The organism is Hydrogenoanaerobacterium saccharovorans, assembly GCF_003814745.1.
GTDB classification, from domain to species: Bacteria; Bacillota; Clostridia; order Oscillospirales; family Ruminococcaceae; genus Hydrogenoanaerobacterium; species Hydrogenoanaerobacterium saccharovorans.
This window is the reverse complement of sequence record NZ_RKRD01000001.1, coordinates 1,843,456-1,859,240: the sequence shown is the minus strand read 5'-3', so window position 1 is coordinate 1,859,240 and position 15,785 is coordinate 1,843,456. Positions and strand designations below refer to the sequence as shown.

Annotated in this window: 14 protein-coding genes and 1 tRNA gene; 7 read left to right on the top strand and 8 right to left on the bottom strand. The window is 41.0% G+C overall.

Going from position 1 to position 15,785, the window contains the following annotated elements:
- Positions 1–163 precede the first annotated feature (163 nt).
- Positions 164–239: transfer RNA gene (locus tag EDD70_RS08730), tRNA-Ala, on the top strand.
- Positions 240–425: 186 nt separating this feature from the next.
- Here the strand turns inward: EDD70_RS08730 and EDD70_RS08725 are convergent.
- Both EDD70_RS08725 and EDD70_RS08720 read right to left on the bottom strand, forming a co-directional pair.
- A complete protein-coding gene (locus EDD70_RS08725; RefSeq protein WP_092750983.1) occupies positions 426–1,004 on the bottom strand; it encodes a DUF6143 family protein in 579 nt (192 codons plus the stop codon).
- Between the two features lie 155 nt (positions 1,005–1,159).
- Positions 1,160–1,519, bottom strand: coding sequence for a winged helix-turn-helix transcriptional regulator (locus EDD70_RS08720; protein WP_092750985.1), 360 nt, complete (start codon positions 1,517–1,519; stop codon positions 1,160–1,162).
- Between the two features lie 114 nt (positions 1,520–1,633).
- Here EDD70_RS08720 and EDD70_RS08715 point away from each other — a divergent pair, with 114 nt between their 5' ends.
- The 5 genes from EDD70_RS08715 (at position 1,634) to trxA (ending at position 4,922) form a co-directional block, all read left to right on the top strand.
- On the top strand, positions 1,634–2,305 hold the full coding sequence (locus EDD70_RS08715; protein ID WP_092750987.1) for an NAD(P)H-dependent oxidoreductase: 672 nt from the start codon (positions 1,634–1,636) through the stop codon (positions 2,303–2,305).
- A 40-nt stretch (positions 2,306–2,345) separates the two neighbouring features.
- A complete protein-coding gene (locus tag EDD70_RS08710; RefSeq protein ID WP_092750989.1) occupies positions 2,346–3,371 on the top strand; it encodes an NADH:flavin oxidoreductase/NADH oxidase in 1,026 nt (341 codons plus the stop codon).
- A 151-nt stretch (positions 3,372–3,522) separates the two neighbouring features.
- The gene (locus tag EDD70_RS08705; RefSeq protein WP_092750991.1) at positions 3,523–3,939 is read left to right on the top strand and encodes an RrF2 family transcriptional regulator; all 417 of its coding nucleotides are present in this window, start codon (positions 3,523–3,525) and stop codon (positions 3,937–3,939) included.
- 216 nt (positions 3,940–4,155) lie between these two features.
- Positions 4,156–4,440 (top strand): hypothetical protein, encoded by a 285-nt coding sequence (locus EDD70_RS08700; RefSeq protein WP_092750993.1) that lies wholly within the window; start codon positions 4,156–4,158, stop codon positions 4,438–4,440.
- A gap of 158 nt (positions 4,441–4,598) precedes the next feature.
- On the top strand, positions 4,599–4,922 hold the full coding sequence (gene trxA, locus EDD70_RS08695) for a thioredoxin (protein WP_423230120.1): 324 nt from the start codon (positions 4,599–4,601) through the stop codon (positions 4,920–4,922).
- Positions 4,923–4,934: 12 nt separating this feature from the next.
- Here the strand turns inward: trxA and EDD70_RS08690 are convergent, their stop codons facing one another.
- Entirely contained in the window at positions 4,935–5,612 is a 678-nt protein-coding gene (locus EDD70_RS08690) for a Crp/Fnr family transcriptional regulator (RefSeq protein WP_341465102.1), read from the bottom strand.
- A 162-nt stretch (positions 5,613–5,774) separates the two neighbouring features.
- Between EDD70_RS08690 and EDD70_RS08685 the strand changes: the two genes are divergently transcribed.
- Positions 5,775–8,219, top strand: a complete 2,445-nt coding sequence (locus tag EDD70_RS08685) for a CoA-disulfide reductase (RefSeq protein WP_092750999.1) — start codon at positions 5,775–5,777, stop codon at positions 8,217–8,219.
- A 67-nt stretch (positions 8,220–8,286) separates the two neighbouring features.
- On the opposite strand, the gene EDD70_RS08680 is transcribed toward EDD70_RS08685, so the two are convergent.
- The 5 genes from EDD70_RS08680 to EDD70_RS08660 form a co-directional block, all read right to left on the bottom strand.
- Entirely contained in the window at positions 8,287–10,656 is a 2,370-nt protein-coding gene (locus EDD70_RS08680) for a homocysteine S-methyltransferase family protein (protein ID WP_092751001.1), read from the bottom strand.
- Entirely contained in the window at positions 10,646–11,323 is a 678-nt protein-coding gene (locus EDD70_RS08675; protein ID WP_092751003.1) for a vitamin B12 dependent-methionine synthase activation domain-containing protein, read from the bottom strand. The genes EDD70_RS08680 and EDD70_RS08675 overlap by 11 nt, the downstream gene beginning before the upstream one ends.
- A gap of 38 nt (positions 11,324–11,361) precedes the next feature.
- A complete protein-coding gene (gene metF / locus EDD70_RS08670) occupies positions 11,362–12,234 on the bottom strand; it encodes a methylenetetrahydrofolate reductase [NAD(P)H] (protein ID WP_092751005.1) in 873 nt (290 codons plus the stop codon).
- Positions 12,235–12,558: 324 nt separating this feature from the next.
- A complete protein-coding gene (locus EDD70_RS08665; RefSeq protein WP_092751006.1) occupies positions 12,559–14,820 on the bottom strand; it encodes a bifunctional diguanylate cyclase/phosphodiesterase in 2,262 nt (753 codons plus the stop codon).
- 175 nt (positions 14,821–14,995) lie between these two features.
- Positions 14,996–15,745 carry a GntR family transcriptional regulator gene (locus tag EDD70_RS08660; protein WP_092751009.1) on the bottom strand — a complete coding sequence of 250 codons (750 nt, stop codon included), beginning with the start codon at positions 15,743–15,745 and terminating at the stop codon, positions 14,996–14,998.
- Positions 15,746–15,785 lie beyond the last annotated feature (40 nt).

Genomic DNA, 15,785 nt, shown 5'->3' with positions numbered 1-15,785 from the left:
AATTTCATGTGTGCAATCGTCCGTTACTCAAAAAAAGACTTGCATAATGTTATTCTGTATTTATAGCTGTAGAATTAAAAATTAGTTTCTGCAAAAACGTTGTGGCATCTTGATTTTTAAACATGGAAGGAGTATAATTATATTCGTTCGAAACTTGTAATATGGGCCCGTAGCGCAGCTGGGAGCGCGTACGGTTCGCATCCGTAAGGTCGGGAGTTCGATCCTCCTCGGGTCCACCAGCGGCAAGGCGCCGCAAACAAATTGCGCTCTTCACTTTTGTGAGGAGCGTTTATTTTTTGCACACACATTTAAGATATGATAATTATTGAGTTTCGTTCAAATAGAAAGAGCTGAATGCAAGTTGATTTTTCTTGCATTCAGCTTTTTTGTAGTTTTGAATATAAAAAATAGTTAGCAATTTTAAGTCAATATCTACATGGACAAGTGATTTTTTCTTCCCACCATCCAAATGCTACTCGTCCGGAAGCCGAAAGATTGGGGTTCTCAGCTAATGTCAGAAAAACCAAGAAAGAACCACCGGGCGGGAAAATGAGCTTGCCGTTTTCTGTTTCTACCAAGGTTATTTCCGGTTCGCCTCTTCTTACAAAAGCTTTTACTCCTCCGGTAGGTTCGCCTGTAACGTTGGAAGCCAACTGCAACTTCACTTTAGGTATTGGCGTGGGGCGAATTGCCGTATTCGAAGGGGTAACAAGGGTGGATTCTGACGGGATTCCGGGAGGATCGGCGTTAAACCAAAATTGCGCTCGGAAGGGGGCTGTTGATATATCGGTTACCGTCCAAACATTCACGTGAAGATTCACCCCCGAATTGCAGGGGTTGTATAATCTTGCCCATGCGCTGGTATAATTACCAAAACTCAATTCATCGGCATAACCGATAAAATACTCCCCTTTTATAGATTCATATAACTCTATGGGGATATTAACTACTTTTCTATAATCATTTTGGTTATTACAAAATAATTGATTTCTGTAATCAGACATAAACTCACCTTTTCAATAGTGATATAGCTTTCATATTTACATAGCACTACGGTTCATTTTATGTTAATTGCGCAGTATCTGTGAATGTTGTACAAATTTTGGCTGTGCAATTTATAAAGGGCGACTTAGGGCTGAAAATAGTAGCGGATAAAGCGCTACACTTCGCTTACCTCTGGGGTATCAATAAACTGCAGCCCCCAATCGTACATTAAATTCAATATAGGGATGAGAGATTTGCCTTTTTCGGTAAGGGAGTATTCTACTTTAGGAGGTACTTGATAATACATTTCTTTATGGATTAGGTCAGATGCTGCCAACTCTTTCAGCTGATTGCTTAATACTTTGTGCGTGATGTTATTCAAGCATTTTTTTAATTTGCCGTATCGAATCACTTTTTCGTCGTAAATATGCCATAATATAACCAACTTCCATTTTCCCGAAATTTCGTTCATGGTATATTCCATTGGGCAGGTTGCTCTGCGAAAATTTCGTTGCGTTTTACAGGGTTCACTCATAGTAACTCTCCTTTATGATAGTATATAACAAAAAAGTACATACTTGCATTGTCTACAATTTTAATATATATTTACTTTAACAAAGAAAATATTAATTGTAAAGGGTGAGTTTTCATGCCGAATACCAAAGAAAATATTTTGCAAGCCTATTACTTCAGATACGCCTGCAAAGAGTTTGATTCGCAAAAAAAGATTAGTGACGAGGACTTTGACTTTATACTAGAAGCAGGCAGATTATCCCCCAGTTCTTTTGGCTTTGAGCCGTGGAAATTTCTAGTTGTTCAAAACAAAGAATTACGAGAAAAAATAAAAACATATGCATGGGGTGCGCAAAGGCAGCTGCCCACGGCAAGCCATTTTGTCATCATTTTGGCAAGAAAAGCAATCGATACAGCGGCAGGTTCCGACTATATCATCAATTTTATGAGAAACATTCAAAAATTACCAGAAGAAATTGTAAAGCTGAAAGGCGATTTTTATGAGAATTTTCAAAAGAAAGATTTTGATTTATCGGATGACAGAAAGCTGTTCGACTGGGCTACTAAGCAAACATATATTCCTCTAGCCAACATGATGTCGTCAGCAGCGCAAATAGGAATTGATTCTTGTCCGATAGAAGGCTTTGATAAAGCAAAAATTGATGAAATTCTCAAAGAAGAAAATAGAATGGATTCAAACCATTTTGGTATTTCGGTGATGGTTGCATTTGGTTACAGGGCAGAAGATGCAAAGGTCCCTTCGAAAACAAGAAAATCCATGCAAGAGGCAGTAGAATGGATTTATTAAATCACTTCGTTTTAAAATAAGTTATTAAGGAGTCAAAAGTATGAAGCTGCTGGAAGAAAATTTTATCGGAAAGCAAAAATTACGCAACAGAATTGTTATGCCGCCTATGTGTATGTATATGGCAGAAGACGGGCTGGTAAACGATTTTCATATTGCTCATTACACTACCAGGGCGTTGGGTGGGGTAGGTATGATTATTGTGGAATCGACTGCTGTTACCCCAAACGGCAGAATTTCAAAGAATGATTTAGGGCTTTGGAACAATAAGCATATCAATGGCTTGAAACGATTGACCGATAACATCAAAAAGTACGGTGCGGTAGCAGCAGTGCAGTTGAACCATGCCGGCAGAAAAAGCGAAATAGCAAACAGCCTACCGGTTGCCCCAAGTGCAATTTATTTTTCAGACAAGTACCCCATACCTGTTTCGCTTTCTGTAGATGAGATACACGAGATTATCCAATCTTTTCAAGATGCCGCAGTGCGGGCAGTAGAAGCCGGCTTTGATTTAATTGAAATTCATGGGGCTCACGGGTATTTGATTCACGAGTTTTTATCACCGTTTTCGAACACCAGAACAGATGAATACGGCGGTACGCATGAAAACAGAGTCCGCTTGTTAAAGGAGGTATTACTTGCTGTGCGCAGCGTACTACCAAAAGACTTTCCTGTAACGGTGAGGTTGTCTGCAATTGATTATTTAGACGACGGTTTAACCATTGAAGATTCTGTAAAGACAGTTCAGGCGGTTGAAGCGTTAATCGATGCCGTTCATGTATCTACAGGCGGAATTAGCGGAACCTTTGAAAAAATTCAAGACTATCCGGCGTATCAGGTACAATTCGCCAAAGCGATTAAAGATGCAGTTGCATTGCCGGTGATTGCGGTTGGTCAAATCAAAAATTACGATCTTGCAGAGGCAATTATTCGTCTTGGTAATGCAGATTTGGTTGCAGTTGGGCGCGAAATAATAAGAGACCCGTTTTGGGCATACAGGCTTGCTAAAAGGGAAGGTTTAGATTATCCTATGCCAGAAGGCTACCTTGTTGCATTTAACAGTAAATAAATGATAAATGACAAAAGCAACTCGCAGAATTATGCGGGTTGCTTTTGTTGTTGCTCAAGATTTGCTTGACAGTTAGAACTGTAACAATTATAATTACATAAACTAAAGTAATTGAATTTATTTACTAACTTATAAAAAAGGATGAAACGATTTGACAGGAGAATTTGCAGTTGCGGTTCATGCGCTGGTGTTTTTAAACCATAAAAAAACGACGCTTTCAAGCGAAGCCATTTCAGAAAATGTATGTACCAACCCTGCCCGTGTACGCAAGGTTATGGCAAAGCTTAAAAAAAGTGGATTGGTTTCAACGAAAGAGGGCGCAGACGGCGGTTACTTGTTTATTCGTAATCCAAATGACGTTACACTAAGAGAAATATGCGAAGCGGTTGAGGCAAAAGTGGTGTCCTCAGCGTGGCACTCTGGGGATACGGATAAGCAATGTCTAATAGCATCCGGTATGGCAGATGTAATGGATTCTATCTGCAAAAGTTTGGATGAATCATGTAAGCAGGAGCTTGAAAACATCACGATTACGGATATTGAAAAAAAAATATTTAAAAATGAGTAATAACAAGCAATATGCAAATGAGAAATTACGAAAGGTGAGCTGTTATGAAAACGATTCGTAAAGTTGTAATTGCTTTGGCAATGGTACTTCTGTGTATTTTAATATGGTATTCCAGCAGTGGTTCCTGTTCAATTTAATGGTTCCTATTAAATTACAGAAAGATACATTAATATATTACTACATATGAGCTCAGCAATTGAGCGGGGAGGAGACCACATGTATTATGCATTTTCTGCGTTTGTATCGTTTTTTTGCGTGGCAATTGCGTTGGTTGTCATTATTATAAATAGTATCAATTTAAAACAGAAAAGAAAATTTGCAAATTCACTTATCTATTTAACGATTTCTACTCTATATGCGCTTACTGTTGTTAAAAGCCTGGTAGAGCAGAGCAGTGGTATTGCCTGCGCCGCTACACCTACCAATACTCTGCTCGTTTATGGCGGGCTTGCCTTGGTTCACATCTTTTTTGTGTGGGATAGTATCAGACAAGCTGAATAATTCTTATAATAAATAAGGCAATCACACCTGTCAGTTGTTGTGATTGCCTCTTTTAAATCAAAACTTTTGTACTATGTGATTAGGTTACAGATAAAACCAAAAATATGGCTATAATAAAGGTATACCAAAAATAAAAACCTTAATATAAATCAAGGAGGATTGAAGTCATGAGTGTTATGACAATTACAAAAGAAAACTTCGAAAATGAGGTAATCAAATCCGAAAAACCGGTACTGCTCGATTTTTGGGCTAACTGGTGCGGTCCTTGCAAAATGGTATCCCCCATTATAGATGAAGTTGCAAGCGAGGTTTCTGCAACCGTAAAAGTAGGCAAAATTAACGTTGATGAGCAGCCGGAGCTTGCACAGGCTTTTCAGGTTATGAGTATCCCTACTCTTGCAATCATCAAAGACGGTAAGCTGGTTCACTCTTCTGTGGGCGCAAAATCAAAAGCAGCGATTCTGGGTATGTTAGAAAAATAACCATTAACAGTCTTATGTGTAGCTGCGCAGCTTGGTTTTATCCAGTATTTTTACCCCGCCGCGGAACAGCTCGACGATACCTTCGTCAGAAAAGTACTTGAGCATACGAGACACTACTTCGCGCGCAGACCCCATATATTTTGCTATTTGTTCGTGGGTTAAGTAAATGCTGTCGTTACCCTGTTTTGCAATCTCATCCAGCAAAAAGATGGCAAGGCGTTTATCAAAACGCATAAATAAAATTTGCTCCATTGCCCACATAACGTCCGAAAATCGGTCGACAGCTACTTTATTCGAAAAATTTTCGGCATAAATATTTTGGCTGATGATTCCCGAAAACACAGCGGAATTAATAAGTAAAATTTCACTGGCTGATTCTGCATCGATATGCACGTCAAAAGTAATGTTTTTAAGAATGCACGAAGCCGAGAGTATGCATAGATTGCCTTTTGTCAAGCGATAAAGTGTTACTTCTCGTCCGTCTTCCGACAGAATATACGTACGCAGCTCTCCGCTTTTTACAATCAAAACGCCAATGCAGTCGTTATCACCGCCGTGCACATTATATCCGCGCTCGTACCGCACTGAGTGTGTATTGTTTAAAATCTGGTTCTGTTCGGCTGCGTTTAGCTTATTCCAAAAGGTTAAAGCTTTTTTAAGAAGTTCAATATCTTGCTTTTGCAGCATCATAATCCCTCCGCTTTTGTATTATAGCGGTTGAACTTTTTATTCGGATGCCTGAAACTCTTTTGTTCAACCGCATACAGCAAAGAAGCTGCTTTGAGCGTACGACAACATCTTCAATTGCTGTAAAAACAGTATAACATAATTTGAAATGGAATGGTGAACGCAATGAAAAACAATCAGAAGATTCTAATAGTAGGCGGTGTAGCAGGCGGCGCTTCGGCGGCCGCCAGATTGCGCCGTTTGGATGAACACGCTGAAATTGTGATGTTTGAAAGGGGCGAATATATCTCCTTTGCAAACTGCGGTCTGCCTTACTACATTGGCGGGGAGATTAAAGAGAAAGCAGCGCTGACATTGCAAACCCCCGCCAGCTTTCATGCACGTTTTCGTGTAGATGTTCGTACTTTCAGCGAGGTAACTTCAATTGATGCAACCAATAAAACCGTTACAGTAAAAAATGTAAAAACCGGCGAGGCTTACACCGAAAGCTACGATAAACTAATTTTATCTACGGGTGCAGAGCCTATAAAACCCAATTTGGGTGCTGAAGACTCCGCGAGAGTGTTTACTCTTCGTAACATCCCCGACACTTACCGTATCAAAGAATTTATTGAGCAAAACAACCCCAAGCGGGCAGTTGTGGTAGGTGGCGGATATATCGGTGTTGAAATGGCAGAAAATCTGCACAGTGCAGGGCTTGACGTGACGATTGTTGAAATGGCAAATCAAGTAATTGCACCGCTGGATTACGATATGGCATGTGATGTCCATCATCATATTGAGAGCAAAGGCGTAAAACTGCTGCTGGGTACGGCGGTAAAATCGATTACCGATAACGGAAGTTCACTGCAAATTGCTTACGAAGGCGGCGAAATAAACACAGATATGCTGATTATGGCGATCGGTGTTAAGCCTGAAAGTGCGCTTGCTAAAAATGCAGGGCTTGCACTCAACGAGCGGGGATTTATTGTGGTTAACGAAAATATGTTAACCTCCAACCTCGATATTTATGCTGTGGGCGATGCAGTGGAAGTTACCGACTTTGTCACAGGGCAGAAGGCTGCCATCCCGTTGGCGGGGCCTGCAAACAAGCAAGGGAGAATCGCCGCCGATAATATCTGCGGTATTGACAGCAGATATACCGGTACGCAGGGTTCGGCAATATTAAAGGTATTTGATATGACAGTTGCAACTACGGGTATCAATGAAAAAACAGCAAAGCGTTTGGGGATGAAATACGATAAATCGTTTACCTACTCTGCTTCACACGCAAGTTACTATCCGGGTTCCGTCAACATGTCGATTAAAATAATATTTGAACCCAATACTGGCAAATTGTTGGGAGCGCAGGTGGTAGGATATGACGGGGTTGATAAGCGCTGTGATGTGCTTGCCACCGCCATACGCGCAGGGATGACCGCATACGACCTTACAAGGCTTGAGCTTTGTTACGCACCCCCTTACTCGTCGGCAAAAGACCCTGTTAACATGGCGGGGTATGTTATTGAAAACATATTAACCGGCAAAGTGAAGAACTTCCATTGGCACGATGTAAAAGACTTGCCCCGCGATGGCAGTGTTACTCTTTTAGATACCCGTACCACTATTGAGTTTGAAAACGGTAGTATCGACGGTTTTATCAATATACCTCTCGACAGTTTAAGAAGTCGCATTCATCAGCTGGATAAAAGCAAACCTGTTTATGTAACCTGTCAGGTTGCTCTTCGCGGATACATCGCTGCCAGAATCTTAATGCAAAATGGCTTTGATGTATATAATCTGAGCGGCGGCTATCGGCTGTATCACTCTATTTTCAGCAATAGAACAGCACCGAAAAACCCTGTAGTGCTTAACCCGGAAACCCAGCGGGCTGAAAAAAAGGTTACCACGTTAAAAATTGATGCTTGTGGGCTGCAATGCCCCGGCCCGATTGTAAAATTATGCGGAGCTTTAAAGCAAGCGTCACCGGGTGATGTGATTGAAATTTCAACCACAGACCCTGCGTTTGCATCGGATATTCAAGGCTACTGCCGCAGAACAGGCAACCTATTTCAGGGGATGACATCCAACAAAGGGGTATCCACTGTTTTAATCGAAAAGGCATCGGAAGATGCGCAGAATTCTTGCAATGTTGACAATAAAAACAACAAAAACCTTATTGTGTTTTCGGGCGATTTGGATAAGGCGATTGCCTCCTTTATAATTGCAAATGCGGCAGCTGCAATGGGGCGTAAGGTGAGTATGTTCTTTACCTTTTGGGGGTTAAACATCCTGCGTAAACCAGAAAGAGTATCAGTGAAGAAAGATTTTATGTCTACAATGTTCGGTAGAATGATGCCGCGCGGCTCGAAAAAACTATCGCTCTCTAAAATGAATATGAGCGGTATGGGTGCTAAAATGATTCGAGGCGTTATGAAAAACAAAAATGTCGATAGTCTCGAAGATTTAATTAAGCTTGCGCAATCAAACGGGGTAGAACTGGTTGCATGTTCTATGAGCATGGATGTGATGGGAATTAAACCAGAAGAGCTTATTGACGGCGTTAAACTCGGTGGTGCTGCGGCAATGCTTGCAAACGCTGAAGAATCGGATATGTCACTGTTTATATAAAAAATAGCAATACAAAAGCTCGAAAGCCAATTGGTTTTCGAGCTTTTGTGCTTTATGTTTTGTTGTATTATCCCAACAGCTTTTTTGCAATGTCAACCGATTCTTTTGCATCGCGCGCATAGTAATCCGCCCCGATTTTTGCGGCATAGTCTGCGGTGAGTACTGCCCCGCCAACCATTACTTTGCAGGGCAGCTGCCGTTCATGCAGTAAGGCAATGGTTTGAGCCATACTGCCCAGTGTGGTTGTCATTAAAGCGCTCAACCCTACAAGTGGTACTTCGTGCTCAAGCACGGCATCCGCAACTGCAGCGGGCTCCACATCCTTGCCAAGGTCAATTACAGTATAACCATAGTTTTCAAGCAAAATTTTAACGATGTTTTTACCAATATCGTGGATGTCGCCTTTTACGGTGGCAAGCACGATTTTGCCGCGGCTGACGGTTGCGCCATTCAGAGCCATTTTGCTTTTGATTACCTCAAAGGCTGCTTGTGCCGCACCTGCACACTGTATCAGCTGCGGTAAAAAAATGTCGCCTTTTTCAAACGAAACTCCTGCTTTATCCAAAGGCGGTATCAGCTTGGTGTTAACAAGCTCCATCGGGTCAACGGTCTGTAAAAGTTTGGCGGTAATTCTTGCTGCATCGGCTTTTAATCCGCTTTTTATGGCGTAATCCAGTTCCATTTGATTTTGCGTTGGGTCTGTTTTGGGGGTAGGTGAGGCAATACCGCCATACAACGATACAAATTCAGTTGCATTTTTGTCGGTACACGAAAGCAAAGAATATGCGCGAATGGCAGCTACCATAGAAGTTACGTTGGGGTTAATGATAGGGAGGTCGAGCCCCGCACCCATTGCCAGTGTCAAGAAGGTTTGATTGATGAGCTCGCGCGCCGGCAAGCCAAACGAGATATTGGATACACCAAGAACAATTTTTACACCAAGATTTTCTTTTACCATGCGCACAGCCTTTAATGTCTCCATTACGGCTTGTTGCTCTGCCGAGGCGGTCAAAGTAAGGCAGTCGATGTAAACATCTTCTTTGCGGATGCCATAAGAAATTGCCCTGTCAACAATTTTTTTGGCGATTTCAAAACGCTCTTGTGCTGTTTTGAGAATACCGCGTTTATCTAGGGTCAGCCCAACAACCGCGGCACCGTATTTTTTTACAACCGGCAGTACGGTGTCCAGTACCTCATCGTCGCCGTTCACCGAGTTGACGATGGGCTTGCCGTTATAAACCTTAAGTGCGGCAGTAAGCACCGCAGGGCTTGAAGAATCAATCTGCAAAGGGGTATCGGTAACACCTTGCAGTGCTTTCAGTACCTTCACCATCATTTTCTGCTCGTCAATTTCAGGTAAGCCCACATTCACATCCAAAATATCTGCGCCTGCTTGGCACTGTTCCAGCCCCTGTGTGAGAATATAGTCGAGGTCTTGGTTTTTAAGAGCCTCTTTAAACAGCTTTTTGCCTGTAGGGTTGATACGTTCACCAATGATGCGCACCCGATTAATAGGTACAACCTTGCTGGCACTGCAAACAGCAGCAGGGATTTGCACATTAGGCTTGTTATAGGTATAACCTTGCAGGCCCTGCTTGAGTTCAGTGATGTAATTGGGGTTGGTGCCACAGCAGCCACCGAGAATTTTTACACCGAGTTTTGCAAGTTGCGCCATGTTATTTGCAAATTCTGCTGGTGTAATATCATAGCTGTCGCTGTTAGGGTCAGGCAATCCGGCATTGGGCTTGGCGATAATAGGCAGAGTTGTCCACTGCCTCAGTTCCTCTATCAAAGGTGCAAGCTCTTTTGGCCCCAGTGAGCAGTTAATGCCGATTGCGTCTGCGCCTAATCCCTCTAAAGTTAGCGCCATTGCAGATACAGCGCAACCTGTAAATGTGCGTCCGGTCTGCTCAAATGTCATAGTACATACTACGGGCAAGGTGCAGTTTTCTTTTACGGCAAGCAAAGCCGCCTTCATTTCGTAAAGGTCGGTCATGGTTTCAATGGCAACTAAATCTGCCCCTGCAGCGACCCCTGCGCGTACCTGCTGCGCAAATAATTCATACGCATCTTCAAAAGATAGCGTACCGGTCGGTTCCAATAATTGCCCGATTGGTCCTACATCCAGTCCTACCAGGGTATCAGTGCCCAGTTCTGTTACGGCTTGTTTTGCTAATCCAACTGCCGCGGAGATAAGTTGTTCTACTGTGTAACCACAATTTTTTGTTTTGTAAGAGTTTGCGCCAAAGGTGTTGGTGTAGATAATATCAGAACTGGCGGTAATGTACTGTTTGTGAATATCCAAAAGCCATTCGGGATGTTCTAGGCACATGGTTTCGGGTACAGCGCCCAATGGCATCCCTTTTTTCTGCAGCATGGTGCCCATAGCTCCATCGAGTATAATAAATTCTTTTTGCAGCAGTGTTTTAAAGTCCACAGTATTCCTCCCTTTTGCGATAAGCACATTCCTCGCGCATATTGCATGTTTCACAGCTTTGTTTGTGTTGTTTTATGGGATGCTCTGATATACCAATTACCGCAGTAACTGATTTTCGTGGAGTGAGGATGCTGCTTTCGGTTACGCAAACACCTATTTTTCGGGGTGCGTCTAAAAGCTGAACAAAATCTTTTTGAATGGTTAATGGCAAATCGCCGTAACCAGGGCTGTAACGCGTTGTAAAATAGCAGCCGCTGAATAGCTGTTTAATCTCAGCCTCAACGTGGTTGCAAAGCACTTCCACAGCTGTAGAGGCACAGCTATCCAATACAACCCCACGGCTCATATCAGTAAGCTGAGCGCGCCGCAAAAGATTATCTATGCCCGAAGAGAGTGTAACGCAAAAGAGAACCGCATGCTTACAATCTTTTAATAAAGCAGAAATATCATTGCCTGGTAGAACAAAATCACAGTTTGCAAGTGCAATGCCGTTGCCATCTACCGCAGGGGTGATATCAAAAACGCGGTAAAGCCTGCGCGGAGCAACCGCTGCCAACAATTCGGCACTGCATATTTCAACAAGTGCGCGTATGTCATCGTTTTGCTTCTTGCAACCCAAATAACGCAGCACCTCGTCCGCAGGGATTGAATCGAGGACAAAGTTCAATTTTGCACACCTCCCTCAGCTGCATTTATGTAACCCGATTATACGATACGCAGCGAAGAAATACTCTCTGTTATTTTTCGTGCTACATAGGGGTTGTTCATCGTGTACAGATGAATTCCATCAACACCGTTGGAAATTAAATCAACGATTTGGTCTACCGCATAGGCAATACCGGCGTCGCGCAGCGCATCGGGGTGACCGTCGTAACGGTTAATCATCTTAGTAAACTTGTGGGGCAAACTCGCACCGCACAGAGATACCATGCGTTCAATCTGCTTTTTATTTACAACAGGCATAATTCCTGCCTCTATCGGCACAGTAATCCCCGCAATGCGCGCACGTTCTACAAAGGAGTAAAAAACACTGTTATCGAAAAACAGCTGGGAGATAAGATGTTCCGCACCTGCATCCACTTTTTTACGTAAGTTGTGGATATCCGATATGACATCGGCACATTCACAATGCCCTTCGGGGTAGCAAGCACCAGACAGCGAAAAACCGCCCTGCTCTTTTATAAAAGTAATCAGTTCACTGGCATGGGTAAAATCTGTTTTAGGCGGTACATCTGGGTTAATATCACCACGCAAGGCAAGAATATCCTCAATGCCGTTATTGCGCAGTTCATCTAAAACTGCAACAATCTCTCCACGCGTTGAGTTAACACATGTAAGATGTGCAAGGGGATGGATATTGTACTTTTCTTTGATGATGGATGCTATTTCGCAAGTAGGCTGTTTGGATGCAGCACCGTTTCCGCCTGCGTTATAGGTAACACTGATAAAATCAGGCTTTAAATCCTGCAGTTCATCCAATGTCTTGTAAATGGTATCAATAGGGCTGTTGCGTTTAGGCGGGAAAACCTCGAACGAAAAAATGGTGGAACGGTTTTGAAATAGGCTGGCGATGCTCATAAAGAAACCTCCGTTTAAAATAAACAACCAAGACGATTTTACAAGTTAAAGGAGTAAAGTATAATTAATTTTATAATAAATTTATGAAAAAAGCAACAAAAATTTAAGTAACCAATTGTATAATATGGTGTAGAACAATTTAAATAGATAGTTTATAAATCATACTGATTATATATGAAATATAGTTTATCGGCAAATATTACAAAAGTCAAGCTACATAAATTAGTTTCTGTAAAAAAGCATCGCCAATAAAATAATAAGATTTATCATTTCACAAAAAAAATCCTGCCACCCAAGGGATGACAGGATTTTATCAGAGATGCATTAGAAGTTTAGTGGAAACGCCTTTACATTTTGATGAAATGCAAGTTTTTCAAACTGTTCAATAGACATAGGGTGAGAAAAATAGTAGCCTTGTAGTATGTTGCAGCCCGCTTCTTTGAGAAAATGCACCTGCTCTTTTGTTTCTACACCTTCAGAAACGGTGGTGATAGATAGGCTTTTTGCCATTTGAATAATGCTTGAAATAATTTGTTTACCTCGTTTTGTGTCTGCTGCCTTATCAAAAAACTCTTTGTCTAACTTTAACGTATCAATCGGCAAATCTTTTAGAATATTGAGTGATGAATATCCAGAACCAAAGTCATCCATAGAAATAAGAAACCCCGTATAATGCAGCTGCTTTACAATATCAATCATTGCATCACGGTTTTCAAAAACCACACTTTCGGTAATTTCTAATTCAATTAATCTTGCGGGAATATTGAATTCTGAAATTATATTTTTTAACTTATCAACATAATTTGATTGATACAACAATAAACGAGACTGATTTACCGAAATTGGAAAAACATCATAGTCCAAATCAATCCATTTTCTCATTTTTTGGCAGATTTTTTTCACAACATATAAATCCAACTCGGTAATAAAGCCGTTCTCTTCAAATAACGGGATAAATGAATTTGGCATAATGATGCCTTTTTGAGGATGGTGCCAGCGCACAAGAGCCTCGGCACCCCAAATTTGTTCTGTTTGGGCGTCGTATTTTGGCTGTAGATAGACGACGAATTCGTGGTTGTTTAAAGCGTCAATCATATCTTTTTCGATCTCGATTCTTGTTGCTGCCTTACAATGAACTTCTTCATCGTAATACAATATGATATTGCGATGTTTGCCTTTTGATTGAGATAAAGCGAGCGTTGCACGGTCAAATAAAGTGTTAATATCAAGAGAACGGTTTGATTCATTTACAATACAAACGCCACAGCGACAAGTAATTTTATAATTAAGGTTGCTGTGGATAGCATAATCACTTACCAAACGCATAATGCGTTCAAGCCGAACATCCAATGCGGAATCGTTTCTCATCATCAAGCAAAAGTTATCTGCAACATTTCGGGCATAAATCTCATCACCGTACAGTTGTTCCGCAAATACAGCAACTACATGTTTTAAGACGCAGTTCCCTTCATTGTAACCAAACAATTCGTTGATTGGTTTAAAATTATTGATATCAAACATCACGATGGCATAATTAAAAATGCCTATACGAAGCTGCTCGGATGCTCTGTCTAAAAACCTGTTTTTATTATAACAGCCTGTCAAATCATCATAATACGCAAGTTTCATGATAGATAGCCTGCTGTTTCTTTGCATACGGTTAATATGCAATAAAAGAAGGATGAAAATAGATGAGACAATAATAACCGAACCAATCGTGATATCCAACATTTTAATATAATGCTTGTTAATGGCAGATTTCGGAACCACGCTGGTTATATACCAATCGTTTATACCAAGCGGAATATAGGCTAGGCACTTTTCGGTTGCTTGAAAGTTGTAATCAATTACACCACTTTTATTTTGCAGCATGTCTTCTTTCATTTGAAGCAAATCATTTTCATTTTCATATTTCAGATTAAAAAAGTTCTTTATGTCGGTAGCTGAAGAGGGATGTGTAGAAGGTATAATAACATTTCCGTCTTTATCGACGATATAAGAGTAACCTTTGCCGCCAAAATTTGAAATTGCTAAAACATCCCGTAATACTTTGATGTCTATAATTCCGAATAATACACCCAGCAAATTTTCTTTATTGTAAATGGGTACGGCATATAATTGTACTTCACCAGTGTAATGAAAGCTGCTACTAATGATGCCCGATACATAAGGCTCTCCTAAAAACAATCCGTTTGAAAATTTTCGATCAATAAAATCCACATTGCGGTATTCATTTCCAGAGTTATCAACCATATAGCTCAGCCCGTTTATTGATACAAAGCCCAGCCTTAAAAAAGAGCTTCTGTTGTTTTCTGTGTTTATTACAGCTTTCAATTTTTCATATTCCGGGGTTCCGCTTATTCCAATAAATCCGGCCAATGCTTCAAGTTCTTTAAAATTGCCGTCAATTTCTTTTGAAACAACGTTGGCACATTGTCGGCTAACTTCATACAACAAAAGGTTGGATTCTTGTTTTTGCGATTGAATCAAGGCTTTGATATAAGCAGCAACTCCCAATGAAAAGATAATAGAAATCGCCGATAGAATTAAAAAGGTTTTACTGATTTTTGACCTTGGAAAAGTCATATCTAGCTCACCTCGTTTTTCAGTTATATATATAACAAGTATATCATACGAACATTTTATCTTCTATTATATTATCGACAAAGAGTTGCGTTTTTCAACTATTTATCAAGCCGATTATTTTTTTATGTTTGATTCAAGCAGTAAAAAATCCCCGATAATTTATCGGGGATGTAAGCTAAAACTTTTTGCGGAGCATAGTAAAATCAAAAAAGTCGGTATAAAATTCAAGAGACCGCATTACAGGTCTGCTCAGTTTGCAATAACCAACTTCATCTAACAAAATCAATGCTTGCTTAGGTTGTACCTGTAGCTTTTCTCGGATAAATTCATCCGCATTGGTGGCAGTGATTTTGGCGATATCGGTAACTACAATTAACCCGCAATATTTGTCTAGCAAATCGAAAATGGGCTTTGACCAGTCGATGTCCGTATATTCTATCCCGCTGAACAAATCATACGAGAGATAGTCGATAGAATAGATACAGGGAATATTACCGGCGAGTACTCGTTTTTCGCAAACGATTAACTTTGACCCTTCGTCTACATTTAAAAGCTCTGCGTTTTCTTCATCCGCATATTCTATACGAAGTTTGATATTATCTGTATACGGGGTATAACCGGAGTTGACAATCAGCTCATTATACTCCAGCTTTAGGTCAAGCCGATTGGTAAGATTTACGATGTCACGGCAGATGACTGTACCAATACCGCGAACACGCTCTATAAAACCTTCTCTCTCAATGTCGGACAGTGCATCACGAATTACCGTGCGAGATACACCAAGGCGCTCTGCCAGCTCAACTTCAGAGGGGAGTTTTTCGCTTTTGGAGAAAATTCCATTTTTTAATTCCTTCATCAGCAAGGCACTTACTTGCGTAGACATCAGTTTACCGCCAAAATGGGGCAGCTCATAGTTATCCGGCATGGATAGGCTCCTCTCGAATCTAAAAAATTTGTACAAAAGC

Bases quoted from the DNA above. Each gene is read 5' to 3' on its own strand.
- EDD70_RS08725 (WP_092750983.1), bottom strand. From the start codon at position 1,004: ATGTCTGATTACAGAAATCAATTATTTTGTAATAACCAAAATGATTAT.
- EDD70_RS08720 (WP_092750985.1), bottom strand. From the start codon at position 1,519: ATGAGTGAACCCTGTAAAACGCAACGAAATTTTCGCAGAGCAACCTGC.
- EDD70_RS08715 (WP_092750987.1), top strand. From the start codon at position 1,634: ATGCCGAATACCAAAGAAAATATTTTGCAAGCCTATTACTTCAGATAC.
- EDD70_RS08710 (WP_092750989.1), top strand. From the start codon at position 2,346: ATGAAGCTGCTGGAAGAAAATTTTATCGGAAAGCAAAAATTACGCAAC.
- EDD70_RS08700 (WP_092750993.1), top strand. From the start codon at position 4,156: ATGTATTATGCATTTTCTGCGTTTGTATCGTTTTTTTGCGTGGCAATT.
- EDD70_RS08690 (WP_341465102.1), bottom strand. From the start codon at position 5,612: ATGATGCTGCAAAAGCAAGATATTGAACTTCTTAAAAAAGCTTTAACC.
- EDD70_RS08685 (WP_092750999.1), top strand. From the start codon at position 5,775: ATGAAAAACAATCAGAAGATTCTAATAGTAGGCGGTGTAGCAGGCGGC.
- metF (WP_092751005.1), bottom strand. From the start codon at position 12,234: ATGAGCATCGCCAGCCTATTTCAAAACCGTTCCACCATTTTTTCGTTC.
- EDD70_RS08665 (WP_092751006.1), bottom strand. From the start codon at position 14,820: ATGACTTTTCCAAGGTCAAAAATCAGTAAAACCTTTTTAATTCTATCG.
- EDD70_RS08660 (WP_092751009.1), bottom strand. From the start codon at position 15,745: ATGCCGGATAACTATGAGCTGCCCCATTTTGGCGGTAAACTGATGTCT.